The organism is Bacteroides muris (ex Afrizal et al. 2022) (assembly GCF_004793475.1).
GTDB classification, from domain to species: domain Bacteria; phylum Bacteroidota; class Bacteroidia; order Bacteroidales; family Bacteroidaceae; genus Bacteroides; species Bacteroides muris.
On record NZ_SRYZ01000052.1, the window covers coordinates 1 to 26,748 of the forward strand.

At 48.4% G+C, this 26,748-nt stretch carries 23 protein-coding genes and 1 pseudogene; 15 read left to right on the forward strand and 9 right to left on the reverse strand.

All coding sequences use genetic code 11. The features are described from left to right. Positions 1-109: 109 nt before the first annotated feature. From E5355_RS16055 to E5355_RS16080, 5 genes and pseudogenes are all read left to right on the forward strand, one after another. Positions 110-748, forward strand: a pseudogene (locus E5355_RS16055) (IS982 family transposase). A 331-nt stretch (positions 749-1,079) separates the two neighbouring features. After that, positions 1,080-2,417: a DEAD/DEAH box helicase gene (locus tag E5355_RS16060; RefSeq protein ID WP_136011141.1), complete on the forward strand. Its 1,338-nt coding sequence runs from the start codon at positions 1,080-1,082 to the stop codon at positions 2,415-2,417. Between the two features lie 274 nt (positions 2,418-2,691). Continuing rightward, positions 2,692-3,759, forward strand: a complete 1,068-nt coding sequence (gene serC / locus E5355_RS16065) for a 3-phosphoserine/phosphohydroxythreonine transaminase (RefSeq protein WP_136011142.1) — start codon at positions 2,692-2,694, stop codon at positions 3,757-3,759. A gap of 109 nt (positions 3,760-3,868) precedes the next feature. Then, complete coding sequence (locus E5355_RS16070) at positions 3,869-4,792, forward strand: NAD(P)-dependent oxidoreductase (protein ID WP_136011143.1); 924 nt, start codon at positions 3,869-3,871, stop codon at positions 4,790-4,792. A 216-nt stretch (positions 4,793-5,008) separates the two neighbouring features. Continuing rightward, the gene (locus E5355_RS16080; protein ID WP_136011145.1) at positions 5,009-6,256 is read left to right on the forward strand and encodes a DUF1015 domain-containing protein; all 1,248 of its coding nucleotides are present in this window, start codon (positions 5,009-5,011) and stop codon (positions 6,254-6,256) included. A 60-nt stretch (positions 6,257-6,316) separates the two neighbouring features. Here the strand turns inward: E5355_RS16080 and E5355_RS16085 are convergent, their stop codons facing one another. Together E5355_RS16085 and E5355_RS16090 are read right to left on the reverse strand one after the other, a co-directional pair. Beyond that, the gene (locus E5355_RS16085) at positions 6,317-6,706 is read right to left on the reverse strand and encodes a hypothetical protein (protein WP_016273509.1); all 390 of its coding nucleotides are present in this window, start codon (positions 6,704-6,706) and stop codon (positions 6,317-6,319) included. After that, complete coding sequence (locus tag E5355_RS16090) at positions 6,703-7,251, reverse strand: RNA polymerase sigma factor (RefSeq protein WP_136011146.1); 549 nt, start codon at positions 7,249-7,251, stop codon at positions 6,703-6,705. The genes E5355_RS16085 and E5355_RS16090 overlap by 4 nt, the downstream gene beginning before the upstream one ends. Positions 7,252-7,395: 144 nt before the next feature. Between E5355_RS16090 and E5355_RS16095 the strand changes: the two genes are divergently transcribed. The 3 genes from E5355_RS16095 (at position 7,396) to E5355_RS16105 (ending at position 9,560) form a co-directional block, all read left to right on the forward strand. Continuing rightward, a complete protein-coding gene (locus E5355_RS16095) occupies positions 7,396-7,791 on the forward strand; it encodes a DUF6249 domain-containing protein (RefSeq protein WP_136011147.1) in 396 nt (131 codons plus the stop codon). A 144-nt stretch (positions 7,792-7,935) separates the two neighbouring features. After that, entirely contained in the window at positions 7,936-8,115 is a 180-nt protein-coding gene (locus tag E5355_RS16100) for a hypothetical protein (protein ID WP_246866982.1), read from the forward strand. 95 nt (positions 8,116-8,210) lie between these two features. Then, the gene (locus tag E5355_RS16105) at positions 8,211-9,560 is read left to right on the forward strand and encodes an MATE family efflux transporter (RefSeq protein ID WP_136011149.1); all 1,350 of its coding nucleotides are present in this window, start codon (positions 8,211-8,213) and stop codon (positions 9,558-9,560) included. Here the strand turns inward: E5355_RS16105 and E5355_RS16110 are convergent. Beyond that, on the reverse strand, positions 9,550-10,701 hold the full coding sequence (locus tag E5355_RS16110) for a glycerate kinase (RefSeq protein ID WP_136011162.1): 1,152 nt from the start codon (positions 10,699-10,701) through the stop codon (positions 9,550-9,552). The genes E5355_RS16105 and E5355_RS16110 overlap by 11 nt on opposite strands. A 130-nt stretch (positions 10,702-10,831) precedes the next feature. On the opposite strand from E5355_RS16110, the gene E5355_RS16115 reads away from it, so the two are divergent. From E5355_RS16115 to E5355_RS16125, 3 genes are all read left to right on the forward strand, one after another. Further along, positions 10,832-11,428, forward strand: coding sequence for an IMPACT family protein (locus E5355_RS16115; protein ID WP_136011150.1), 597 nt, complete (start codon positions 10,832-10,834; stop codon positions 11,426-11,428). A gap of 26 nt (positions 11,429-11,454) precedes the next feature. Next, positions 11,455-12,579 (forward strand): HpaII family restriction endonuclease, encoded by a 1,125-nt coding sequence (locus E5355_RS16120; protein ID WP_136011151.1) that lies wholly within the window; start codon positions 11,455-11,457, stop codon positions 12,577-12,579. A 67-nt stretch (positions 12,580-12,646) separates the two neighbouring features. Next, complete coding sequence (locus E5355_RS16125) at positions 12,647-13,210, forward strand: nitroreductase family protein (RefSeq protein ID WP_136011152.1); 564 nt, start codon at positions 12,647-12,649, stop codon at positions 13,208-13,210. 86 nt (positions 13,211-13,296) lie between these two features. Here E5355_RS16125 and gcvP read toward each other — a convergent pair whose 3' ends face one another. From gcvP to E5355_RS16145, 4 genes are all read right to left on the reverse strand, one after another. Next, positions 13,297-16,146 (reverse strand): aminomethyl-transferring glycine dehydrogenase, encoded by a 2,850-nt coding sequence (gene gcvP / locus E5355_RS16130; protein ID WP_136011153.1) that lies wholly within the window; start codon positions 16,144-16,146, stop codon positions 13,297-13,299. A gap of 30 nt (positions 16,147-16,176) precedes the next feature. Continuing rightward, positions 16,177-16,815 (reverse strand): MBL fold metallo-hydrolase, encoded by a 639-nt coding sequence (locus E5355_RS16135; protein WP_136011154.1) that lies wholly within the window; start codon positions 16,813-16,815, stop codon positions 16,177-16,179. A gap of 88 nt (positions 16,816-16,903) precedes the next feature. Continuing rightward, positions 16,904-17,524 (reverse strand): 16S rRNA (guanine(527)-N(7))-methyltransferase RsmG, encoded by a 621-nt coding sequence (rsmG, locus tag E5355_RS16140; protein WP_136011155.1) that lies wholly within the window; start codon positions 17,522-17,524, stop codon positions 16,904-16,906. 36 nt (positions 17,525-17,560) lie between these two features. After that, on the reverse strand, positions 17,561-18,427 hold the full coding sequence (locus E5355_RS16145; RefSeq protein ID WP_136011156.1) for a DUF3298 and DUF4163 domain-containing protein: 867 nt from the start codon (positions 18,425-18,427) through the stop codon (positions 17,561-17,563). A 291-nt stretch (positions 18,428-18,718) separates the two neighbouring features. On the opposite strand from E5355_RS16145, the gene E5355_RS16150 reads away from it, so the two are divergent. Together E5355_RS16150 and E5355_RS16155 are read left to right on the forward strand one after the other, a co-directional pair. Continuing rightward, positions 18,719-20,935 carry a TonB-dependent receptor gene (locus E5355_RS16150; RefSeq protein ID WP_136011157.1) on the forward strand — a complete coding sequence of 739 codons (2,217 nt, stop codon included), beginning with the start codon at positions 18,719-18,721 and terminating at the stop codon, positions 20,933-20,935. Positions 20,936-20,963: 28 nt separating this feature from the next. Continuing rightward, positions 20,964-21,275 carry a heavy-metal-associated domain-containing protein gene (locus E5355_RS16155; RefSeq protein WP_136011158.1) on the forward strand — a complete coding sequence of 104 codons (312 nt, stop codon included), beginning with the start codon at positions 20,964-20,966 and terminating at the stop codon, positions 21,273-21,275. A gap of 11 nt (positions 21,276-21,286) precedes the next feature. Here the strand turns inward: E5355_RS16155 and E5355_RS16160 are convergent, their stop codons facing one another. Continuing rightward, on the reverse strand, positions 21,287-22,120 hold the full coding sequence (locus tag E5355_RS16160) for a helix-turn-helix domain-containing protein (protein WP_136011159.1): 834 nt from the start codon (positions 22,118-22,120) through the stop codon (positions 21,287-21,289). Between the two features lie 92 nt (positions 22,121-22,212). Further along, positions 22,213-25,059 (reverse strand): TonB-dependent receptor, encoded by a 2,847-nt coding sequence (locus E5355_RS16165; protein ID WP_008663188.1) that lies wholly within the window; start codon positions 25,057-25,059, stop codon positions 22,213-22,215. 225 nt (positions 25,060-25,284) lie between these two features. Here E5355_RS16165 and lipB point away from each other — a divergent pair, with 225 nt between their 5' ends. Together lipB and E5355_RS16175 are read left to right on the forward strand one after the other, a co-directional pair. Then, on the forward strand, positions 25,285-25,956 hold the full coding sequence (lipB, locus tag E5355_RS16170; protein WP_256372010.1) for a lipoyl(octanoyl) transferase LipB: 672 nt from the start codon (positions 25,285-25,287) through the stop codon (positions 25,954-25,956). Continuing rightward, positions 25,953-26,549, forward strand: a complete 597-nt coding sequence (locus E5355_RS16175; protein ID WP_136011161.1) for an ACP phosphodiesterase — start codon at positions 25,953-25,955, stop codon at positions 26,547-26,549. Before lipB ends, E5355_RS16175 begins: the two co-directional genes overlap by 4 nt. The last annotated feature ends 199 nt before the right edge of the window (positions 26,550-26,748 follow it).

Consider the following 26,748-nt stretch of genomic DNA (forward strand, 5'->3'; position numbering starts at 1 on the left):
CGCTCCAAAAGAATACATAACTATGCGATTATCAAAGATTTCAAAGAACGATGTTTAATTTAAAGTGCCCACTAGTGTTCCGGAGTCTAAAATTACAGAGATTTATTGTATGGCCGATGATTTTTGCAAGGAATTTGCGTTACAACAGGAAAAATACATGGTTGAAGACAGTAAACAGAAGCATCAGTTTTGTCGACTCCACTCCTTTACGTGTCTGCCGTAACCAAAGAATCCTTATTCATAAGACATTTGAGGGACTTGCAGAATGTGGGAAATGTTCAATGGGATGGTTCTTCGGATTCAAATAGCACTTGATTATCAATGACAAGGGTGAGATTCTCAATTTTATGTTCACGCCTGGAAACGTGGATGACCGGGAACCGTTGAAGCAAGGTAAGTTTCTGGAGAACATCAAAGGAAAACTATGCGCAGACAAAGGATATATTGGTCAGGCTCTGTTTGGGAACCTTTTCCTTGATGGTATACAGCTTGTCACTAAAGTTAAAGACAATATGAAGAATTCACTGATGAGTATTGCCGACAAGATTCTGCTCAGAAAAAGAGTCTTGATCGAAACAATCAATGACGAATTGAAGAGCATTGCACAGATAGAACACTCCAGACATCGTTCATTCAATAACTTTATAGCCAATTCTTTGTCGGCTATAGCACAGCATACAGCTTTTTTGAAAAGAAGCCCGCCATTGACGTAAATTTTGTCAATGACGGACAACTGCCTATTTTTTAATCTTATTTCGAACTCATGTTAATTAAGATGTCGGATACCTTAATATCAGAAATCTGGAGGACTTGACCTGTTTTCTATTTGCTAATTTGAAGTTTAACGAACTATTGTTATTGAATTTCGCTTATAAAAAATGGACGATAAGAAGAAATATTTAAGGAGGTCCTTCTGCATCGTTGTACACGGGATATAATGATTTTGCCATAATAACAAGCGATGAATACGATTTCTTAAATGAAAAAGCCGTAGTAGCTTTCTTAAAAGCTGTTTTCGTTTTGATGGAAACTGACTTCTTATTCATATCTTTGCATATTGATTAAAAAAAGAGATATTCATGGAACTTTCGGATATACTTCATAATTTGAAGATACAGGAACTCACTCCGATGCAGGAGGCTGCTAAAGAAGCCTATCAATCAACCAAAGATTTGGTGCTTCTTTCGCCCACCGGTTCAGGCAAGACGCTGGCTTTTCTCCTTCCGCTGGTACAGACCTTGAAAGCGGAGATACAAGATGTGCAGGCCCTTGTACTGGTGCCTTCTCGTGAACTGGCTCTGCAGATAGAAACTGTGTTCAAGTCCATGGGAACTCCCTTCAAGGCTATGAGCTGCTATGGCGGACGTCCTACCATGGAAGAACACCGGACAATGAAAGGCATTCATCCCGCTGTCATTATCGGTACTCCGGGGCGTATGAACGACCATTTGCGGAAAGAGAATTTCAATGCCGCTACTGTCGTTACTCTGGTGATAGATGAATTCGACAAGTGTCTTGAGTTTGGTTTCCATGACGAGATGGCAGACGTTATTGGACAGCTTCCCTCGCTGAAAAAGCGCGTACTTCTCTCGGCCACCGATGCAGAGGAGATACCGCAATTTGCCGGAGTAGGAGGTGATTCTCCGTCTTCCGGCCCTCGGCTCATGAAACTTGATTTTCTTGCTCCGGAAGCTCTTACTCCGCGTCTACGGCTGCAAAAGGTTGTTTCTCCGGAGAGGGACAAACTGGAAACCCTCTATAATTTGCTTTGTACTCTCGGCTATCATTCTACTTTGGTATTCTGTAACTATCGTGAAAGTGTGGAGCGTGTTGCTGGGTATTTGAAAGCCAGGAAGCTCTCTTGCGATATGTTTCATGGCGGTATGGAGCAGCCCGATCGCGAACGTGCACTTTACAAGTTCCGCAATGGCAGTTGCACTGTACTTATATCCACCGATCTTGCCGCCCGCGGACTCGATATCCCAGGTATAGACAATGTGGTGCATTACCATCTGCCCGTAAACGAGGAAGCCTATACACACCGTAATGGGCGTACTGCTCGCTGGGAGGCATCGGGAAATGCGTATCTTGTCCTGCATGCCGAGGAGCAGGTACCTGAGTACATCTCTGAAGACATCGAAATATACAGGTTTCCGGAGATGCTTTCCAAACCGGCCAAGCCCCGATGGGCTACCTTATATATAGGTAAAGGGAAAAAGGATAAGCTGAACAAGATAGATATTGTCGGCTTCTTGTATAAAAAAGGAGGGATGGCGCGTGAGGACGTCGGGCAGGTGGACGTAAAAGAACACTATGCCTTTGTAGCCGTGCGACGTAGTAAGATGAAACAATTGTTGACGTTGGTACGTGGGGAAAAAATCAAGGGAATAAAAACTGTTATAGAGGAAGCAAAGTGATTTATCTTATAAATAATTATTTTATTTGCACTTATTCTTTTGAATATGAAGTAATGAAACCGTCTTACTTTTAGTTTTTCCAAAGGTATTATCCTTGATAAGTAAAGATAACAAAATGGTGTATATCTCTTGTATAAACCATTAAAAAGTAAGCTAAATGTGGCTTAAAAATAGAATTTCATAAGGAAAGGTTTGTTTTAAGGAAATATTTCCGTAATTTCGCAAAGTCGAAAGACATTAATGAACGAAATTGTATAACCAAAACAAACTTCAAATGAAAAAGCATAATTTCAATGCAGGACCTTCTATCCTTCCTCGTGAGGTGATTGAGAATACGGCACAGGCTATTCTTGATTTCAATGGCTCAGGCCTTTCGCTGATGGAAATCAGCCACCGTGCCAAAGACTTCCAACCCGTTGTGGACGAAGCTGTGGCATTATTCAAAGAATTGCTCAATATTCCCGAAGGATATTCGGTATTGTTCTTGGGCGGTGGTGCCAGTTTGGAATTCTGCATGGTACCCTTCAACTTCCTTGAAAAGAAAGCTGCTTACCTGAATACGGGTGTGTGGGCCAAAAAAGCCATGAAAGAAGCTAAGGCATTCGGTGAAGTAATTGAAGTCGCTTCTTCCGCTGAATCTACTTATACCTATATCCCGAAGGACTATACTGTGCCTGCTGATGCAGACTATTTCCATATTACTACCAACAATACAATCTACGGTACGGAACTGAAGGAAGATTTGGACGTAAACATTCCGGTGGTGGCCGATATGTCTTCTGATATTTTCTCTCGTCCCATCGACGTGTCCAAATATATCTGTATCTATGGTGGTGCACAGAAGAATCTGGCTCCTTCCGGTGTCACATTCGTCATCGTGAAGAATGATGCTCTGGGTAAGGTTTCCCGTAATATTCCGACTATGCTGAACTATCAGACGCATGTGGATGGCGGTTCCATGTTCAATACTCCCCCTGTTGTCCCCATCTATGCAGCCCTGCAGACATTGCGCTGGATTAAAGCAGAGGGTGGCGTGAAGGAAATGGAACGCCGTGCCATCGAAAAGGCCGATATGTTGTATGCTGAAATTGACCGTAACAAAATGTTTGTGGGTACGGCTGCCAAAGAAGACCGTTCACGCATGAACATCTGCTTTGTGATGGCTCCCGAATACAAGGAACTGGAAGCAGACTTCTTGAAGTTCGCTACCGAAAGAGGTATGGTAGGTATCAAGGGACACCGTTCTGTAGGCGGATTCCGTGCATCCTGCTACAATGCCATGCCGAAGGAAAGTGTGCAGGCTTTGATTGACTGCATGCAGGAATTTGAGAAACTTCATTAATAATATTGTTTTCACCACAGACTACGCAGATTTGCACAGATTCTCTTTATGATTAAAATCTGTGATAATCTGTGTAATCTGTGGTGAGTCTTTTTAATATCATGAAATTATGAAAGTATTAGTAGCAACAGACAAACCGTTTGCTAAGGTCGCAGTAGACGGTATTCGTAAAGAAATAGAAGCAGCAGGTTACGAACTCGTGCTGTTGGAGAAATATGGTGAAAAAGCCAAGTTGCTGGAGGCTGTGAAAGATGCCAACGCTGTTATTATACGAAGTGACATCATTGATGCCGAAGTGCTGGATGCCGCTAAGGAACTGAAGATTGTGGTACGTGCCGGTGCCGGTTATGACAATGTGGAACTGGAAGCAGCTACTGCCCACAATGTATGTGTAATGAATACTCCGGGACAGAACTCCAATGCTGTGGCCGAGTTGGCTTTCGGCTTGATGGTGATGGCTGTCCGCAATATGTATAACGGTACTTCAGGTATGGAACTGATGGGTAAGAAGTTGGGTATTCATGCTTATGGTAACGTAGGCCGCAACGTAGCCCGTATTGCCAAAGGCTTCGGTATGGAGATTTATGCGTTCGACGCCTTCTGTCCGAAAGAAGTAATCGAGAAGGATGGAGTGAAGGCTGTGGGTTCTGCCGAAGAGCTTTACTCTACTTGCGACGTCGTTTCCCTGCATATTCCTGCAACGGTCGAAACGAAGAATTCCATCAATTACGCATTGGTGAACAAGATGCCGAAAGGTGGCCTGCTGGTGAACACAGCCCGTAAGGAAGTCATCAATGAGGCCGAACTGATTCAGTTGATGGAAGAGCGTGCCGACTTGAAATACATGACCGACATTATGCCTGCAGCTCACGAAACGTTTGCAGCCAAGTTTGCCGGACGTTATTTCTCTACACCGAAAAAGATGGGGGCCCAGACTGCTGAGGCCAATATCAATGCAGGTATTGCAGCAGCCAAGCAGATTGTAGGCTTTCTGAAAGACGGTTGCGAGAAGTTCCGTGTAAACAAGAAATGAGATGAATAGCAAGACTACCTATAAATTTTCAGCTCTCTATTTAGCAATAGGTGCTGGTATATTCTCGTTAAGTAGTATATTCAGAAATGAATTATCTGATTTCGTCCTCGGTTTCTGCGAGGGTGTATCTATTGTGCTGATGTTAGGTAGTGCAATTAATCTGGTAAGATATTTCGTGAAAAAGAAACCTCAATAATCCATATAAAACACACCCTTATGGCTATAATAAAACCTTTTAAGGGGATTCGTCCCCCTCAGGATTTGGTGGAACAAGTAGCGTCCCGTCCTTACGACGTATTGAATTCTGCAGAAGCACGTGCAGAAGCAGAAGGTAATGAGAAGTCCCTATATCATATCATCAAGCCGGAAATAGATTTTCCCGTCGGTACGGATGAACATGACGAACGTGTTTATCAAAAGGCGGCAGAGAACTTCTGCATGTTTCAGGAGAAAGGCTGGCTGGTGCAGGACGATAAAGAAAACTATTACGTCTATGCCCAGACCATGAACGGCAAGACACAATATGGTCTTGTTGTCGGTGCCTATGTTCCCGATTATATGAATGGTGTCATCAAGAAGCACGAGCTTACGCGCCGTGACAAGGAAGAAGACCGTATGAAACATGTCCGCGTGAACAATGCCAACATTGAGCCCGTGTTCTTTGCCTATCCCGATAATGCTGTGCTGGATACCATTATTTCCCGTTATACAGCCGGGAAGCCGGTATACGACTTTATCGCTCCAGGTGACGGTTTCGGTCATACCTTCTGGATTATAGACAAGCAGGAGGACATTGATGCTATTACCCAAGAGTTTGCCAAGATGCCTGCTCTTTACATTGCCGATGGGCATCATCGCAGTGCCGCTGCCGCTTTGGTGGGTGCGGAGAAAGCCAAGCAGAACCCCAATCACCGTGGAGATGAAGAGTATAACTACTTCATGGCCGTGTGCTTCCCTGCCAACCAGTTGACTATTATTGACTATAACCGGGTAGTGAAGGACTTGAACGGTATGACTCCTGAAGAGTTTCTGGCTGCCGTAGGCAAGAATTTCATCGTAGAAGAGAAAGGTACGGACATCTATAAACCGTCCGGGCTACATAACTTCTCCCTCTATCTGGACGGAAAGTGGTACAGCCTTACCGCCCGACCGGGTACTTATAATGATAACGACCCCATTGGCGTACTGGATGTAACCATTTCCTCCAATCTGATACTGGATGAAGTGCTCGGTATCAAAGACCTCCGTTCCGATAAGCGTATCGACTTTGTTGGCGGTATCCGTGGCCTGGGAGAGTTGAAGAAGCGGGTGGACAATGGTGAGATGAAAGTGGCATTGGCTCTTTATCCCGTTTCCATGAAGCAACTGATGGACATTGCCGATACGGGTAATATCATGCCTCCCAAGACAACTTGGTTTGAGCCGAAGTTGCGCTCGGGATTGGTGATTCATAAACTGGACTAAATGAATTGATATAAACTGAAACGGGGATGTCTTCCACTAAAAGACATCCCCGTTTTTCGTTCAGAACTCTGGAAGCTTAGGAGTGTGATGTTTGAAATACAGTTTTCTCATCCACCGGTCAAACAGGATGAAAAGCGGAATGGTCAGAATCAGTAGGAGATAAAAGCAAGGAATCTGGATGCTTTCTGACTGTGGGAGGGTGGTGGGTGTAAAGGCTTCCCGGATGCTGTCTCCGAAGTACAGAACCAATCCTGTCCCACTGACACCTATCAAGAAGATAGCAGCGGCAATAGTTGCAAGCAGAATTCTTCTTTCTGATTTCTTCTCGCGCAGACGTATGGCTTCTTCTACCTTCTGCATGGTGCGGTAGGTAAAATTGGACGGCAGGCGGAAAGTAGTCTGTTCTCTTACCGCCTTTTTCAATCCTCTATCTTTTAGTTCTTCGTTCATACTTTTTCTTGTTTCATCAACACATAAATTTTTTTACGTATACGGTGCAGCTTCACTTTTGCGTTGCTTTCCGTCAGTCCTAGGATGATAGCTATCTCATTCAATGGTTTTTCTTCATAATAAAACAGGCTTATCAGTGCCCGTTCTTCGGAATTGAGTTGCTCCATGGCGCTGCTCAATCTGGCAATTTGCTCTTCCCTTTCATCATTTAAGGCTTCATCGACTTGTGTATCGGATATGTTGGCAAGCAGTGCATCATCCATGACAAAGGTATCAATTTTCTTTTTCCGTGCATTCGAGATGGCCGTATTATATGCAATCGAATAAATCCACGTCGAAAAAGAACTGGTGCCCTTGAAAGACGAGAGATGCTGGAAGGCTTTCAGGAAGACATCTTGGGTCAGTTCTTCGGCATCTTCCTGGTTGGAGACGATGCGGGCCACCAGGATGAATACCTGCTGGCCGTATGTGTTGAGAAAATGCTCGTAAAGAGCAGTCTCTCCCCTCAAGATGCGCTGGATGATATGTCTCTCGTTGTCTTTCATTTTGTCTGTTAGACGCAAGTTTGTTTGGTTGGTTACAGATTTTCGGAAGAAAAAAATATTTTTCCGGAAAAGTGTAACCTCATGTAAACTGCCGCGTCTAAAGGGTACAAAGAAACGAAATTACTAATTTAAATCGAAACGAATATGATTGATTTTATTATGGTGCCTGCGGTGATGACAATCATTACTTTAGGAGTTTACAAACTGTTTGAGCTGTTTGTTTGCAAGAAGGAAAGAATCATGCTGATTGAGAAGATGGACGAGCGAGGACTGTTCCCCCGGATGGATGTTCCCAAATTATGTGGGAGTAGCTTTTCGTTCGCTGCCTTGAAAATAGGGTGTTTGTTGGTAGGTATGGGGCTTGGGTTATTGCTGGGTTATCTTATCTGCTATGCGACAGTTCCCGATTACTTTACTGCGAACAGAGACTGGATGTATAGGGAGACTGTGTCCCTGATTTATGGAGCTTGCGTGCTGGGTGTCGGTGGCATCGGGTTGATAGCAGCTTTTATTATAGAATTGAAACTGAGTAAAAAGTAAAGATGAGCAGAAAAGAAGTGGCCTATTCCGGCTTATTCCACACTGATATTTGAAGTGGAATTATTAAATTTCTCGTGACTTTGCTGAACAATTTGCTTTCTTGTCTCGTTATCATAGTAATAATAAATTTCAATAGGTATGAATATGGATAAGAAAGCGGGGCATAATGCCCCCAAAGCAACATTGCCCCAGGCAGAAAATGAAAAGGGAACAGTACCCGGACAACAGATCGGGTTGTATAGCAAGGCCGATAACCGTGATGTCAAGCAGATGGTCAGGATGCTGAATAGCCCCGAAGAGCAAAGTCAGAAAGACAGAGGATAATCCTCTGTCTTTTTTTGTTGCCTTTTCCGACAATACTCTTTTGTTTGTACTATCTTTGCCTCCGTAATGGAAATACTTAAAAAAGCAAGATTCACATGCTACGGAAAGGAGACCTCACTCAAGGAGGCATAACCGGTACTTTATTACATTTTACCCTGCCCATGATGATGGGGGCTTTTTTGCAGCAATGCTACAACATTGCAGATACGCTCATCGTGGGTCAATGCATTGGTTCAGGGGCGTTGGCGGCGGTCGGTTCGGCATATACGCTGATGGTTTTCCTGATATCCGTCTTATTGGGACTGGCGATGGGCAGCGGCACCGTATTCTCTCTGCATTATGGCGCCGGAAATCCTGTGGTCCTGCGCCGTAGCATATTCAGTTCGTTTGTGCTGATAGGTATCGTGACCCTGATACTGAACGTGGCTGTTTTCATCTGGCTCGACCCTATTCTCCGGCTGTTGCAGGTTCCGCAAGACATATATGGCATGATGCGCAGCTACTTGTGGATAATCTTCTGCGGTATCGTCTTTACCTTCATCTATAACTTCTATGCAGCCCTGTTGCGTGCGGTGGGGGATTCCGTCACTCCGCTTTGGTTTCTGGCGGTTTCTGTCGTTCTGAATATAGCGCTCGATTTGTTTTTCATCCTTCAGTTGGATTGGGGAATTCAGGGTGCGGCTACAGCCACTGTTCTCGCCCAAGGAGTAGCCGCTCTAGGCATCCTCATTCATACTTACAAAGGACGTCCGGAACTGCGATGGCATTATGAAGACATGTGTTTTGACCGCATTTGCCTGAAGGAGATTGCTTCCTTCTCTACGCTGACTTGCGTCCAACAATCGGTGATGAATTTAGGAATCCTGATGATACAAGGGCTTGTCAACAGCTTTGGAACAGCTGTAATGGCAGCCTTTGCCGCTGCAGTGAAGATTGACTCTTTCGCCTATATGCCCGTGCAGGAATTCGGGAACGCCTTTTCCACCTTTATTGCACAGAACTTTGGGGCCGGACGTTACGACCGCATTCACCGGGGTGTTCGCAGCGCATTTGTCACAGCTGTTGTCTTCTCACTCCTTGTGTCCGTGCTGGTTTTCGTGTTTGCCGAGCCACTGATGCTTGTCTTTGTCCGTCCGGACGAAACGGAGATTATCGCAGTGGGGGTGACATACCTGCGCATCGAAGGCGCTTTCTATTGTGGCATCGGCGTCTTGTTTCTGCTGTATGGATACTACCGGGCCATCCGCATGCCGGGCATGTCGGTGGTGCTGACCATATTGTCGCTGGGCACCCGTGTCGTTCTTTCCTACTGGCTGGCCTCGATGCCTGAGATTGGGGTGACGGGCATCTGGTGGTCCATCCCCATCGGCTGGCTGATTGCCGACGTGGTCGGCATCTGGTACTATCGGTACAAGAAGTTCCGTTTTCAGGAATCTAAGGCATGATGCGGCAGATTTGCTCTACGGTTCTTCGGATATTGTCTTGAGCAAACTCGGGTTGCATGGCCTGCTCCAAAGAGACGGGAGAGGGGGTAATGGAGAATACGCCCCGAAAGCCCGCTTCGTTCAATATTTTAGTGTCTTCTATCGCTCCTGCCAGCAGGATGACGGGAATATGTTTCCTCCTTGCTTCCTGCAAGATGCCCGAGGGTACTTTCCCCATAAGAGTCTGCCGGTCCGATTTCCCTTCTCCGGTGATGAGGAGGTCGGCATCCTTCATCTTTTCTGCAAAGTCCAGAGTTTCCAAAAGAAGCTCTATACCGGGTTTCAACTGCGCATCCAGAAATGCGTGGAGACCGCCACCCATGCCGCCTGCCGCACCGGCACCGGGATGAAAGGATACGTCTTTGCCGGTAGTGCGGAATATGACGTCCGAGAGATGCTGCATGGCAACATCCAGTTCCCTCACCATATCCGCGTCCGCTCCTTTTTGGGGAGCGAATACGTAGGCCGCTCCATTGGGACCGAAGAAAGGATTGCGTACGTCACACGCCGCCGTGAAACAAGCCTTTCTCAGTGCGGGATGGGCAGAAGAACTGTCTACGGAGCTGATTTCCGATAGAAGGGCACCGCATAGGGCGATGCCTTTTTCCATACTTCCCACTTCGTGTCCTTCTTTGTCGAAGAAACGGAATCCCAATGCTTGCAGCATTCCCAGGCCGACATCGTTCGTGGCGCTTCCTCCAAGTCCGATGATGAAACGGAGGCATCCCTGTTCCAGGGCATCGCGTATCAGTTCGCCTGTTCCGAAGCTGGTGGTCTTCATCGGATTCCTTTTGCCGGCAGGAACCAGTGGCAGTCCGCTGATGGCAGCCATTTCTATGAATGCGGTATTGCCGTCTCCGGAGATGCCGTAACTGGCATCGCACGGTTGCATCAACGGGTCGTGGGCACAGACGGTGATACGTTTTCCGTTACTGGCTGCAAGCAGGACGTCGAGCATGCCTTCTCCACCGTCGGCCACGGGAAGAACGATAGTCCGGCATTCGGGACATGCGGCATGTACTCCTCGGGCGGCAGCTTCTCCGGCTTCTGCCGAGGTGAGGCATCCTTTGAAGGAATCAATGGCAATCACTATCTTTTTCATGTTGTCGGTAAAATATGTGGGAACAAAGGTACGATTTTTCATTATCCTTAGATAAGATAAGCTGCACTTCAACATAACTTTTTCATGCAAGCATGAAAGTTCTGTCTTCAGTTTGCATTATCTTTGCAGCATGAGCGAAGATACGTATAAAACCATCGTTGCCCTTTCCGAGGGCATTTACACTGAAAAGCGCAGCAAGTTCATTGCCATCGCCCTGCCGGTGCGTACAGTAGAGGAGGTGAAGGCGCATCTGGAAACTTACCAGAAGAAATACTACGACGCCCGCCACGTGTGCTACGCCTATATGCTGGGGCATGAGCGCAAGGACTTCCGTGCCAACGACAACGGTGAGCCTTCGGGCACGGCAGGCAAACCGATTCTGGGACAAATCAATTCCAACGAACTGACGGATATACTGATTATCGTGGTGCGTTATTTCGGAGGCATCAAATTGGGTACGAGCGGACTGATTGTAGCCTATAAGGCCGCTGCCGCCGAGGCCATTGCCGCCGCCACCGTTGTTGAGAAGACCGTAGATGAGACGGTTACCTTCTTTTTCGAATATCCTTTCATGAACGATGTGATGCGGGTGGTGAAGGAAGAAGAGCCGGAAATCCTGGAACAGTCGTATGATATGGACTGCCGCATGACGCTCCGTATCCGCCAGTCCATGATGCCGAAGTTGCGGGCACGGTTGGAGAAAGTAGAGACATTAAGGTTTGAATAATAAAACAAATGGGATAAAAGAAAGTTATGGCATTTAGTGCAACAAAAAGAGAACTGGGCGAGCTCTACACCTTCTTTCGCCTGCTGGCGGATGGAGCCGTGTCACCGGGCACGCCGAAAGCTGAAAAAGACGAAACCCTGAGCTGGCCCGTTGCCTTGATACAAAGGGAAGAGCATGACGGTACGCGCCGTTACTATATCGAAGAGCAGGAAGTGCGCATTGTCAGCGGAGCTACCGCGAAGGACGGTTCGTTTGTTCCGGGCGAGAAGGAGGAACAGTGCTTTCCCCGTGAAGACTTTGGTGATGCGGCAGAGTTGATTCTGCATCTGTTGAAGAATGTTTCGGGCGAGGAAGTGGAAGTGTCCGAAGGGCTGGAAGCCTTTCTGGATACTGTCAATATCTACGACTTGGAGTCTAAGACAGAAGACCGTACCGACTTCTCCGTTGCCTTCTGGCATCCCGAAGCTCCGCTGACGGGATTCAATGTCCGTTGTCGTCTTGCTCCGATGAATCCGTTGCTGGACGGAGGACGCACGGCCAATCTGAAGCTGGAGCAGAGTGGAGTGAAGTTTGCCATACCCACGGTGAACAAGGTGAATGCCTTGCCGCAATCTCTCACGGAAGTGGCGGAGCGTATGATGATGATTGAGCGACTGGGCGGTGTGCTGAAGTATGCCGACGTTGCCGACCGCGTGTTCCGCTGCAACCTGCTGATGATAGACCTCCATTTCCCCCGTATGCTGGCAGAGATGGTGCGCCTGATGCATCTGGACGGCATCACGCGCATCAGCGAACTGACGGAGCGCATCAAGGAGATGAATCCGCTGAAGATAAAGGACGAGCTCATAAACAAGCACTGCTTCTACGAGTTCAAAATGAAGCAGTTCCTGCTGTCACTTGCCCTCGGCATGCGTCCTGCCAAGATTTATAACGGTACGGACTCTGCCGTCGAAGGCATGTTTCTGACGGACGGCAACGGCCAGGTGCTTTGTTATCACAAATCCCGTCCCCAAGTCTTCGCAGATTTCCTCTATCAGAATACGCGTCTGGAGAAAGGTGCGGTGGAGAAAGATAAATACGGTTTCCTGGAGCGCGAGAACGGCATCTGGTACTTCAAACTGAATGTGAAGATTGGGCTGGTGAAACGATGAGACAGTTCCACCGAACACGTGCTGATTCGCATTATCAATGATCAACTATCAATTCTCAATTAAACAAATGAACGAGACATTACAAACCATCAAGGCACGCCGCAGCGTCCGTGCCTATACGGAACAGCAGGTTTCCGCAGAAGATTTGAACCTTATCCTTGAGGCGGCTGCTTATGCCCCCAATGGTATGCATTTGGAGACGTGGCACTTCACTGCCATTCAAAATAAAGAAGTGCTGAAAGAGCTGAACGATAAAATCAAAGGCGCCTTTGCCAAGAGTGACAACCCTCATACACGGGAGCGTGGACACAGCCAGACTTATTGCTGCTATTATCATGCCCCCACGCTGGTCATTGTCTCCAACGAGCCTACCCAATGGTGGGCTGCTATGGATTGCGCCTGCGCTCTGGAGAATGTTTTCCTTGCCGCCAAGTCCCTCGGCATCGGTTCCTGTTGGATTAATCAACTGGGGCAGACGTGCGACGACCCCGATGTCCGTGCTTTCTTGACAAAGCTGGGTGTACCCGAAAATCATAAGGTATATGGCTGTGCAGCCTTGGGATATGCCTCTGCCGATGCTCCGGTGAAAGAGAAAAAGGTGAAGGAAGATACGGTAATTATCATCCGCTAGGAAGAGATGTCTATAATGTCATACGCAGCCATGTAGCTGGCTGAAACTCCCATGGCAATGCCGATGCCATGGGAGATAGAATTTCATCAGTCGAAGCATCCATAGCACGTAGGCAACAGTTTACGGTCTCCCAACGTGTTGTCTACACGTGCCACGTTCACCCAGAACTTGTTTTCGCGCACGCTTTCTATCGGGTAGGCTGCCTTTTGGCGGGTATAGCTGTGTTCCCACGTGTCGGCTACCACTTCGTATTCGGGATGCGGGGCATTCACCAGCACGTTGTCCGTCTTGTCGGCTTCGCCGTTCTTCACTTCCTGAATCTCGTTCCAGATGGCCAGCATCACTTGCACAAAGTTGTCGAGTTCGGCAAGGCTTTCGCTTTCCGTCGGTTCAATCATCAGTGTGCCGTGCACCGGAAAGGAGAGGGTAGGAGCATGATACCCGTAATCCATCAGGCGTTTGGCTATGTCGTTTTCGCTGATGCCTGTTTCTTCGTGCACCTTGCGGCATTCCAATATCATTTCATGTCCTACAAAACCGGTAGCACCGCGGTAAACGATGCCGTATGTATCCTTGAGGCAGGCGGCCAGGTAGTTGGCGCTGAGGATGGCTATCTTTGTGGCCCGTGTCAGTCCTTCTGTTCCCATCATGCGGATGTAGCCGTAAGTGATGGGCAGGATACCTGCGCTGCCGAAAGGAGCTCCGGACACCTGGTTGACTGCATTGCCGAACAACTTGTGTCCCGGAAGGAACGGAATCAGATGCTCTGCCACGCAGATGGGGCCTACGCCCGGTCCGCCGCCGCCGTGAGGAGAGGCGAACGTCTTGTGCAGGTTCAGGTGGCAGACGTCCGCACCGATAAAGCCGGGATTTGTCAAGCCTACTTGGGCATTCATATTGGCGCCGTCCATATATACCTGTGCGCCGCAGGCGTGTATGATGCGGCAGATTTCCACTATTTCCGTTTCAAAGATACCGTGTGTGGAAGGGTAGGTAATCATCAGGGCGGCGAGGTCATCCCTGTTTTCTTCCGCTTTGGTGCGCAAGTCGTCCATATCCACATTGCCTTGTGCGTCGCAGGCGCAGGTCACGGTAGTAAATCCCGCCTGGATGGCAGAAGCCGGGTTGGTGCCGTGTGCCGATGCCGGTATCAGTATTTTGTTGCGGTGCCCTTGCCCTATACTTTCCTGATAGGCGCGGATGACGCGGAGTCCTGCATATTCGCCTGCCGCACCGGAGTTGGGTTGCAGGCTGACGCCGGCAAAGCCGGTAATGGTTTTCAGCTCTTCACAGAGATTGCTTATCAGTTCGCGGTAACCTTCAGCCTGGTCTTCGGGCACCAGAGGATGTATGTTCATGAATTCCGGGCGGCTGAGCGGTAGCATCTCTGCGGCGGCATTCAGCTTCATGGTGCACGAGCCGAGAGAAATCATGGAGTGTGCCAGCGAGATGTCCTTGCGGTCGAGGCGCTTGATGTAGCGCATCATCTCCGTTTCCGTATGATATTTGTTGAATACTTCGTGCGTCAGATAGGCGCTTTGGCGTTTCATCTCCGCGCTGATGCTGCTTGCCATGGGCACGTCGCTTGTCTTTTCCCAATCCCTTCCGGCGGCAATGGCAAAGATGGAAAGCAGCATATTGACAGCAGCTATATCTGTGGTTTCATCGATACTCATGCCTACATCTCCATTCTTGAAATAACGCAGGTTCACCTCCTTGCTTAAGGCGATGGTACGTATCTGCTGTGCCGAAATGGTGTCGGGCAGCGCAAAGCGGAGCGTGTCGAAATATTGTGCATTCACCTGCTTGTAACCCAGTCTGTTGATGCTCTTTTCCAGGAATACGGCAATGCTGTGGATGCGTTCTGCAATGGTGCGGATGCCTTCCGGACCGTGATATACGGCATAGAATCCTGCCATTGTGGCCAGCAGTGCCTGAGCGGTACAGATGTTGGAAGTTGCCTTTTCACGCTTGATGTGTTGCTCGCGGGTTTGCAGTGCCATGCGGTAGCACAGCTTGCCATACTTGTCTTTCGACCAGCCTATGATACGTCCCGGCATGTTGCGCTTGTACTCGTCGCGGGTGGCGAAATAGGCTGCCGACGGACCGCCGTAGAACATTGGTGTGCCGAGCCGCTGGGTGGTTCCGAAGACAATGTCAGCTCCCCATTCCCCCGGAGGGGTGAGAAGGGCAAGGCTCAGTATGTCGGCGGCAACGGCTACTTTGCAATTTACCGCATGAGCTTTTTCTACAAAAGTACGATAATCTTCCACATTGCCGGCAGCGTTGGGATATTGCAGTACGCAGGCAAAGACGTCCGGTGTGAATTCCATCTCTTGGTATTTGCCTATACGCAGTTCGATGCCTTGTGGAATGGCGCGGGTAGTCATTACCGCCAATGTCTGCGGGAAGACGGCTTCGTCTACAAATACCACGTTGGCGCCCGATTTCTGCATGTCGCGCGGACGTAGGGCATACATCATCGTCACGGCTTCGGCTGCGGCAGTCGCTTCATCCAGCAGGGAGCAGTTGGCAAGGGGCATGCCGCTGAGGTCGGATACGGCAGTCTGGAAATTCATCAAGGCTTCCAGGCGGCCTTGTGAGACCTCGGTCTGGTAGGGAGTATAGGAAGTATACCAGACGGGGTTCTCGAATACATTTCGTTGGATAACGGCAGGAGTGATGGTGTTGTACCATCCCATGCCGATATAGGTTGTGTAAAGTTTGTTTTTGGCAGCCAGCCCTGCAATGTGTTGTCCGAATTCGTACTCTGTCATTGTCTTGGGCAGAGCCAACGGTTCTTTCAGGCGGATGTTGGCAGGAATGGTTTTATCAATCAGCTCGTCCAGGCTTTTCACTCCTATTTTCCGGAGCATCTTCTCCTCGTCTTGTTCGCTGATGCCAATGTGGCGGTAGGCCAATAGGTCGTTTTTCATGACTGTAATGATTTAAAAGTTTGTGTATATTTACCGGAAGAACGGATTCTCCGCTTTTTCAATTCCAATGGTTGTCGGCGCTCCGTGTCCGGGATAGACAATCGTGTCGCTGGGCAGGATGAACAGACGGCTGCAAATATGCTCTATCAGCTCGTCGAAGTTGCCGCCGGCAAGGTCGGCACGGCCGATGCTGCCTTGAAACAGTACATCTCCCGAGAACATGCAGTGGTCTGCCGCACAATAGTATACCAGGCTGCCCGGCGAGTGTCCCGGCACATGGATGGCTTCCAGTTTCGCATTGCCGAAGGTGATGATGTCTCCATCGTGCAGATAAGTACCTAGCGGCACAGGGGGTTCTTGCAGTTGGAAACCGAACATGCGGCTTTGCTTCGGCGCTTCGTCAATCCAGAACTCGTCGGCTTGGTTGGCTTCGGCCTTCAGGCCGAATTCTTTTAGCATGAAAGGATTGCCGAAGATATGGTCCAGATGCAGATGGGTATTCAGCAGATGTTTCACATTCAGCCCATTATTGATGATGAAGCTTTTCAAGGTCTGCTTTTCTTCTTCATAAAAACAGCCCGGGTCAATGACGACCGCTTCATTGGTTTCGTCCCAAAGCACATAACAATTCTCCGGGAACATATTAAATTCGAATCTCTTTATTTTCATATTATGTATTTAGATTTCTAAACCTCAACTTTAGCGCCCTAAACCTTCACTTTACGATGCTCATCCTCTACTTTAGGCGACTCGTCTCTCAATATCCTACGTACACTGCTTTCTTTGTCTTGAAGAACTCCTCCTCAAAGAACTCCTTCAAGTCCCACAGCGTGGTTTTGTTCTTGACAGGCATGGTCTCGTTTCCCAATTCGCCCCCCTTGAGGCAAATCAGTCCGTTGGGCAATGCATTCTGCTGTTTGGGGGAGATGTTCTTGCGGATAATCTTCAGTAGGTCTGTCAGCGGCATCACGGCACGGCTCACCACAAAGTCGAACTTCCCTTTTTCCTCTTCTGCGCGGGCATGGCGGAAGGTGACGTTTTTCAGCCCGATACTGTTGGCTATTTCGGAGGCTACGCGTACTTTCTTTCCGATGCTGTCCACCAGGTGGAACTGCACTTCGGGAAAAAGGATGGCAAGCGGGATTCCCGGAAAGCCTCCTCCCGTGCCGAGGTCCATAATTTGTGTCCCCGGCTTGAAGCGGATTACTTTGGCTATGCCCAGAGAATGCAATACATGGTGCTCGTACAAGTTCTCTATATCTTTGCGTGAGATGACATTAATCTTAGAGTTCCAGTCCGTGTAAAGGTCGTAGAGTGCAGCAAACTGCTGTTTCTGTTCTTCTGTCAGGTCTGGGAAATATTTGAGTATTAAATCCATTGTGAATTTTATGTTGATAGACAATTGGTTAAGTTCCTATTTGCCGTCTGCCTTTATAGCACTGCTCAATGTGATGAATTCATCGTTCATCAGAGGGGCTATGTCCTCATAAGACAACGTTATTTGGGTGGTTCCCATTACGTAAGGGGCAATTTCATATACATTATAATAGAAAGTGATTCCCGTTGGGGCCAGATAGAAATTCTCGATAGGCTCCAGATTGCCGGTGGTGGCGTAGCCCATGTCCTCCAGTGCTTGGCGTGTGCCGACGTTGTTGTCGGCCATCAGCTGCTTCCAAAGCAAGTCGGTCAGCGTCTCCTTATAATCTCCCTCAAAGAGGTCGTCCAGACGGATGGGGCTTAGGGTCTTTAGGTCGAGGTTGAGAAAGGTGGACATATAGATGCCGTGCGCACCGCCGGTATATTCATTGTAATCTATACGGTAAGTCAGTATCAAGGTGTTGCACAGCTGCACATGGCTTTCGATTCCTTTATAGTAGGAATACCAGGCCCCTATGCTTTCTTCGTCCTCCTTATCCTGCTCGTCCTTTTTGTACATCGGTTCCAGGTCATTGCGGTAGTCGCTGACATATTTCTCCGTATATTTCTTGACAGCCTCTTCGGGTGCCATCGCCATGTATTTGTCGCCGAAGCAGGCAGAGAGGAAGAAGGCGTTCAGACTGTCTTTCAGCCTCACGTCGGATGACTGTCTGGCATAGGCAAAGTTGAGGATGAGATTGCAGGCCGGCTTGGCTGTGTCTCCGAAGAGATGTACGGTTTCGTTTACTTGTATGCTGTCGAGCTCCAACGCGTATGCATTTTTGTTCACGGTGTTACCGCAGGAAAAGAAAAAGCCGCTTGCCGCAAGCAGAAGGACAAGTAGGCTGACAGTTTGCTTTTTCATATTGAGTTTCGTTTATAAATCAACATATCAATCAAAAAACTTTATCGACAAATATAGAACTTATTAACGAACTGCATGCATAAAAAAGGAAAAATTAATTCCGGCAAACGGTTAAAACTTTCTATCTTTGTGCAAGGATACCGGCTGCACAGCCGTCTGCAACAAGGTGGTTCTCGTAAAGCATGCACACGAGTCTACAAGTGTTGTATTACATGGGGCAATGACATGAATAGTCCGGAGGGAACTTTTGTCTTTTAATCGCTTCTTTAAGTATAAAACATAAATACAGAAATGAAATATAGTTTGATAGGAATCATGCTGTTCTCTTTTTCAGCCTTGCAGGCGCAGGTAAAGGGGACAGTAAAGGATAATTTGGGCGACCCGATTGCAGGTGCCAACCTGTTCTGGCAGGGGACTACGCAAGGAACCACCACTTCGGCGGACGGTACCTTCTCCTTGTCCAAACCCAATAATAAGCATATGCTTGTAGTCAGCTTTATCGGTTTTGAGAACGATACGATACACGTCGGTAGCCGCAATGAAACGCTCGACATCATCTTGCGCGAAGGGGTGGAACTGAGTGAGGTGAATGTGGTCAGCCGTAAGTTGGGCACTATGAAGCTGCGCAACAGTGTGATGAACGAAGACATGATAAGCAGCGCCGAGCTGAGCCGTGCCGCCTGCTGTAACCTGGGAGAGAGTTTTGTGACCAATCCCTCGGTGGATGTCACTTACTCCGACGCTGCTACCGGTGCCAAGCAAATCAAGCTTCTGGGCTTGTCCGGCACGTATGTGCAGATGATGACGGAGAACGTTCCGAACTACCGGGGAGCTGCAGCTCCTTATGGACTGGGTTATGTGCCCGGACCATGGATGCAGAGCATTCAAGTGAGCAAGGGCAGCTCGTCCGTAAAGAACGGCTATGAGGCCATTACGGGACAAATCAATGTGGAATTCAAGAAACCCCAGTTGCCCGAGGCGGACTGGTTTTCGGCCAATCTTTTTGCGAGCAGCACCAACCGGTATGAGGCCAATGCCGACGCCACGATGAAACTCTCCAGGCGTTGGAGTACCTCGTTGCTTGCCCACTACGAGAATGAAACCAAAGCCCACGACAGTAACGACGACGGCTTTGCCGACATCCCCCGTGTGGAGCAGTACAACCTCTGGAACCGCTGGGCATACATGGGCGACCGCTATGTGTTCCAGGCAGGCGTCAAAGTGCTTACGGAAGACCGCAACAGCGGGCAAGTAGGTCATGGCAAAATGCCTCTGACAGACCCTTATAAGATAAGTATAGGTACCGACCGCTACGAAGCCTTCACCAAGAACGCCTATATATTCAATAAGGAGAAGAACACCAACCTGGCACTGATTCTCTCCGGCTCCCTGCATAAGCAGGATGCCTTGTACGGACGGAAAATCTACGATGTAGACCAGCACAATGCTTATGCCTCCTTGTTGTTCGAGACAGAACTGAGCAAACGTCAAAGCCTTTCTGCCGGACTGAGCTTCAATTATGACTCTTACGACCAGCACTACCGCCTGGACAATGACGCGGAACAGCCTCTGACGAAGAAATTCACCAAGGAAGCCGTCCCCGGCGCCTACGTGCAGTACACCTACAACTGGGACGATAAACTGGTGCTGATGGGCGGCATCCGCAGCGACCATAGCAGCGAGTACGGCTATTTCGTCACTCCGCGCTTCCATGTGAAGTACAATCCCAACGAGTATGTACATTTCCGCTTTTCGGCAGGAAAGGGATACCGCACGAACCATGTGCTGGCCGAGAATAACTACCTGCTGGCAAGCAGTCGCCGGATAGACATCGCCAAACATCTTGACCAGGATGAGGCTTGGAACTATGGTGCAAGCACTTCCGCCTATATTCCCTTGTTCGGCAAAACCTTGAATCTGAATGCGGAATACTATTACACGGATTTCCGCAAGCAGGTGGTGGTGGATATGGATACAGACCCGCATGCCGTTCTGTTCTACAATCTTCACGGCCGTTCCTATTCGCAGGTAGTGCAGGTGGAGGCAAGCTATCCGTTCTTCCCGGGTTTCACCTTTACCGCGGCTTACCGTTGGACGGATGCCAAGACGAATTACAACGGAGAGCTGATGGAGAAACCCCTTACCGGCAAGTATAAAGGTTTGCTGACTGCTTCCTATCAGACGCCTTTGGGATTGTGGCAGTTTGATGTAACTTTGCAGTTGAACGGTGGCGGGCGCATGCCGGCTTCGTATGAGCTGGAAAATGGCAGCCGGTCGTGGGAAGGACGCTATGGTGGCTTCGAGCAGTTGAGTGCCCAGGTGACGCGCTATTTCCGTCGCTGGTCTATATACGTGGGAGGCGAGAACCTGACAAACTTCAAACAGAAGAATCCCATCATTGATGCCTCCGATCCTTGGGGGAACAACTTTGACGCAACCATGGTTTGGGGACCCATGCATGGAGCGAAAGCCTATGTAGGAGTACGCTTCAATTTACCGAGAATATGATATTATCTACTAAATCAATAAAGAAACAATGAAGACAAGAAGATTTTTAGTTGCTTTGGCGGCCGTACTGTTCTGTACGACTGCCGCAATGGCGAAAGACATCCGCACAGCCGTGTTCAAGGTGGCGCAGATGAAGTGTGAGAACTGTGTAAGGAAGATAAACAATAACATTCGTTTTGAGAAGGGATTGAAGAAATTCGATACGGACTTGAAGACAAAGACGGTAACCATCACGTATGATGCCGATAAGACCAATGTCGAAAAGTTGAAAGAAGGTTTCCGAAAGTTTCATTATGAAGCGGAGTTTGTCAAGGAAACCAAGCAAGACGATAAGAAGTAATGGAACAAACCTCAGCTGTTCCTATACTCCAGCGGACTCATGCCCATGTGCCTCTTGAAGTATTTTCCAAAGAAAGAAGCACTGGGGAAGTTCAGGGAATAGGCAATTTCCTGAATGGTCATATTGGTTGATTTCAGTTTGGCTTTCACGTCTACGATGACGACGTGGGCGATGATGTCCAATACATTTCTGCCGGTCACCTGCCTCACGGTGGTGCTGAGGTGTTGCAGGGAGATGCCCAGTTTGTCGGCATAGAATTGTGCGCGGCGTTCGCGGGTATAGTTTTCGATGACAAGCTGCACCAGTTCGCGGCATATTTCCTCTTTCCGGCTCTTGTTCCCTTTTTGTATCTGCGGACGGTGGCAATACATCTTGTCCACTCCACTGAGGAGCATGCTCAGAGTGTTCTGTGCCATTTTTGTGTCAGGAGGATAGGGACCGGTCGTGATGCGTGCCCATAAGGAAAAATAGTCCTTGAAGTAGGAGGCGACGGTAGGGTTGACAGCCAGTACCGGATACTCCAGTATATTGGAGAAAGAACTCAATGTAGACTGGATGAGGTTGACCCCATTGAGACAATGGGAGGAAAACCCCACGAATCCCAGACATACTTTTTCCTTTTGTTCGTAAAACTGTATGATGGTTCCGGGAAGCAGGGTAACGAAGTCCCCCTGCTTAATCTCCGTATCCATCAGGTTGATGGATACGGTGATGGAACCTTCTATGCAAAGTGCAAAGATGCATGCTTTCAGACGGCACGACTGTTTGTATATGTTTAGAATGTCTTCCGTTACTTCAGTCCATGCAATCATGTCTACTGGCAGGTCGACTTGAGGAAATTCCATACGCTTTGTCGTTTAGAGTTCGCACAAAGGTAATTCTTTTCTTGGAAAAAGTAACGGAAGGCATTCTGTTTTTCAAATGAAATGTTCTTTTTTTAAAATGTAACGTCCATCTTTACGACGAAAGTACGTGGCGCGCCCACTGCCATGGGACGATAGCTGTACTCCTTGTTCAGCAGGTTGTTTATCATGAACTGGAAAGCTACTTCCTTGGTGGCTTTCACCCCGAAGCGCATGTCCACTGTGGCATAGTCCGTATTATGCTTTTTCCAATAGGATGCCAGGGTTTCCCCGTTGGACGAGCCGAAGAGGATGCCGCGCACGTAGTCCAGCAGGTCAGGTTCACTTTTGCTGCGTTCGTCCAGCATAATATAGTCCACGGCAAGTATCTTGCTTTTCCAGTTTACGTTGGCACCTATGTTGATGCGTTTCCACTGAAAGTCCAGCGTGGCCTTGAAACTGTGTTTCGGACGATATTTCAAGTACTTGCCGTCATTGCTTTTCTCCTTCATCTGAAGCGGGTCGGTATAGGTGTTCTCCAGGGCATTGCGTTTCTTGTAGTCGGCATCCCTCGGTTCGGTATATACATATCCCAGGTTATAGAGCAGCTTGGCGTTTTTGTTGAAGGTGTACATGCCGTTGGTGCTGATTTCCATTCCATAAATCTGTGCTTTGGACACGTTGTGGAACTGTGCCCCGATGCCGAAACCCTTGCCGTTCTTCAGCATTTGTATGGCGTCTGTAACGCTGTTTATCATGCTCAGGTCCGCATTGTTGAATAGGCCGAACTGGAATTCCACCATATCCTTGTATTGGGTATAGAAAGCGGCGACATCTGCAAATCCTTGTAAATTGCCTGCCTTGTACCCTTGCTTGAATCCCAGCTCGGCATTGAATCCTTTTTCCGGCTGTACGTTGTAGTTGGGATATACACCTACACCTCCGATGTCTTTGCGAAGGTATTTCTCGGTGATGGAGGGATTACGGTAACCCTGGCCGAAGCTGGCACGCAGGAAGCTGTAATCGGCTAGCTGGTAGTTCAGCCCGGCACGGAACACGGGGCGGAAAGGAATCTTGCTCCCGAAAACCTTTGTGTCGGCTTCCCGGTAGTGCTTGTCTATCCGGTAGTATTCGGCACGTACACCGGCCGATACGCTGAGGCGGTCCCAGAAGCGCTGGTCGTATTGCATATAGGCGGCAACATTGTCACTTTGATGTACTTCTTCCGTTTCGCCGGAGAAGGTGCGGATATGTTCGTAAGTCAGACCCGTGGTGATTTGTGCGCCGCCGTCCCATTTCTTGTTGAACTGATAGTCCAGATAATAGTCGTAATTCTTGTCCGTCCGTGTTGGTGATTGATTGCGCTTCGGATTGAGTACACCGGATAGCCAGGGAACCAGGTCGCTGGGTAGTTTCCCTTCAAGCAGTCCTCCCATGTCAGACGGCAGGCCGTTGCTCATTACCCAGGAGATGAGGTCGCAATAGTCGGCAGTGGTGGCATTGGGGAATATGTTGTCCAGAGAGCCGAAGACACCGTCCATCAAATCACTCAGCTTGTCGCTTCCCAGCCATTTGATAACTCCGGTCATCAGTGGCTGGAGGGCTGTGTAGTCTCCATTGGCAATGTTCTGGATGACTTGTGCGTCGGTGCCCATGTTGCCCAGAATATCCGTAATGGAGGCGGATTGTGTAGGGCGTACCACATTGTCCGCACTGTAGTAGAAACGGCCCTTTACTTTGTGTGAAGTACCTCTTTCAGGATTGGTGAAGTTGAAGAAAGGGTCAATGCGGAAGTTGTTGGACTCACGTCCCATATTAGTAAAGGGAGAGGGGCGGTAGGCCTCGCCGGGCGAGCGCCAGATGAAGAAATCCCCGTACTTGTTGGAAAGGAAATCCACGTTGAAACCGTAGTTCATCAGTTTCATACCCATATCCGGCTGATAGTAGGTGAGGTTTCCGTTGATGTGGAAACGTTTGTTGTAACCTTGTTGGCGGTAGCCCTCGTCGGTAAAGAGATTCAGTCCGCCGCTGACGTCAAAGTTACCGATGCGGCGGGAGTGGGTGAGGTCGAAACCTTCGTAGAGCGGATTGCGTACACCGCTGAAAAGGCTGTTGCGCAACAAGGGCTTTACCGGATATTTGTCCTCTTTCCAGAAAGATTTGTCACTCCATTGGTAATCGCTGTTGTCGGGGTCGTCATAGATTCCTACATAGGCACTGAAACGGGTCTGAGGGGTCAGTCCCGGCCGTGCGGTGCGTATGTTGATGATGCCGTTCAGGGCCGACGAACCATAGAGCACGCTGGAGGCTCCTTTGATGACCTCTACCTGCTGCACATTTTCCAGAGGTACGCTGTTCCAGTTGATGACTCCGTTTTGGGGGCTGAGCACGCTCATCCCGTCTACCAGTACCAGGCTGCGGGCACCTACGCTGTAAGTCCAGCCGCCACCGCCTCGAATGCTGGGTTGCTTGTCGATGATATCCACCCCCGGAATGGTCTGCAGTGTCGAGGTGATGTCTGTGGGAGCCTGGCGGGCAATGTCACTGGCCTTTATCAAATCCATGGAGACCGTCACATCGCTCAGCTTCTGTTCAAACCGTCCGGCCGAGACCACGACATCTTCCAGCAGGTTGGTGCTTTCCTTCATGTACACGTCTTTCTGCATAATGTCTCCTTTGCTGATGACGATGGGCATTGGCACATCCTCATATCCCACGTAGCTGAATACCAAATCTACACCTCCCGCCGGCAGGTGTACTTCGTATGCACCGTTTATGTCGGTCACTACGCCTTGCGTGTCTTTCAGCTTGTAGGTGACCGATGCCCCTGCAAGCGGTTCATTGGTCGTTGCATCATATACGTGCCCCTTCAATATCTGTGCAGATATGGAAAAGCTGAATAGTAACGCTGCGAATAGCGTTATTAGAATTCTTTTTTTCATAAGTCTGTCTTTTTGTGAATAGTTATATCAGAATGTTTGCAAAGTACGTGAGATATTATCAGATTATCAAGGTGTATTTTTATGAATTGATGCTACATATTTAAGATAAATTCGGGCTGTAGGTTCCAAATAGCCTCTTTAGTGGTCTATTATTCATTTCTTCAGAGAAAAGAGAGGATCTTTTTGTTTTTAGTAGGGAGATTGGCAGATATTGGAAAAAGTGCTATATTTGCTTGCATGAAACTGGAAATATCAGATTGGAACATGATTCCTTATGCCGGAGCATGGAACCGGCAGACGGAATGGTTTGACGCACTTGTACGTGCCAAGCAGGCAGGAGAGGGCTATGTCAATCATATTGTGCTCTGCGAGCATCCCCATGTCTATACATTGGGGCGTAGCGGGAAAGAAGGGAATATGTTGTTGGGAGAAGAACAACTGCGCAGGATAGGGGCTACGCTCTATCATATAGACCGTGGCGGAGACATTACGTATCATGGTCCGGGACAGTTGGTCTGTTATCCTATTCTGAACCTTGAGGACTTTTCTTTGGGGTTGAAGGAGTATGTGCATCTGTTGGAAGAGGCGGTAATCCGTGTTTGTGCCTCGTTTGGCATCGTGGCCGGACGCCTGGAGAAGGCAACGGGCGTATGGTTGGAGGGCGATACTCCCCGTGCCCGTAAGATTTGTGCCATCGGCGTGCGCAGCAGCCATTTCGTTACCATGCACGGGTTGGCACTGAATGTGAATACCGATTTACGTTATTTCAGTTATATCAATCCCTGCGGATTCATCGACAAGGGTGTCACCTCTTTGCAGAAAGAGCTGGGACGCGAGGTGCCGATGGAAGAGGTGAAGGAGCGTCTTTGTAAGGAGCTGGTAAATCTTTTGTCATGAACTATCTGGCACATATATTCCTTTCCGGTTCGAACAGAAAAGTACAGTTGGGCAATTTTGTAGGCGATGCTGTAAAAGGAAGTTCCTATAAAAAATATCCGCCGGATATGGCCAAGGGGATTCAGCTTCATCGCGCTATTGACGACTATACCGACCATCATCCGGCAGTCTGCGAGGTTGTGCATAGGCTTAAGCCTGAATTCGGACGGTATTCGGGGGTATTGCTGGATATTTATTTCGATTATTTGCTGGCTTCCCGTTTCGAGTCGTTTTCCGGGGTTTCCTTGAGGAAGTATACCCGGACTTTTTATCTTTCCCTTCTCTTGAACTATCGCTATCTTCCGCTACGCTTCAAACGTTTCATCTGGCATTTTATCCTGACCGACCGTTTGCGGAAATACGCCACTCTGAACGGAGTAAGAGAGTCTTTGAACATCATGGTGGAATATCATCATATTGATATATCCGTAGACAAGGCAATCCGTTACCTTGAAGAGCACGATGAGGAACTGTTTGCTGTGTTCCGGCCATTTTTTATTGAATTGCAGAAGTTTTGCACTGAATATCGTCATAATTATGAGTCACAACTCTAAGGACGAAGAAGAAATTCGTATCGTGTCGGCAAGAAATTAATTTCCTGCCGGCACGATATTTGTTTCTTGTATCACACGTTGTTAATTTCCTGCATGACATGTTATTGATATCTTGTGCCCTGTTTAATCAGCTTCCCGTACTCTGCTTCTCCCTCGCCAGTACCGAGATGATGTACCCTCCCTTGCTGTTCACCTTGTT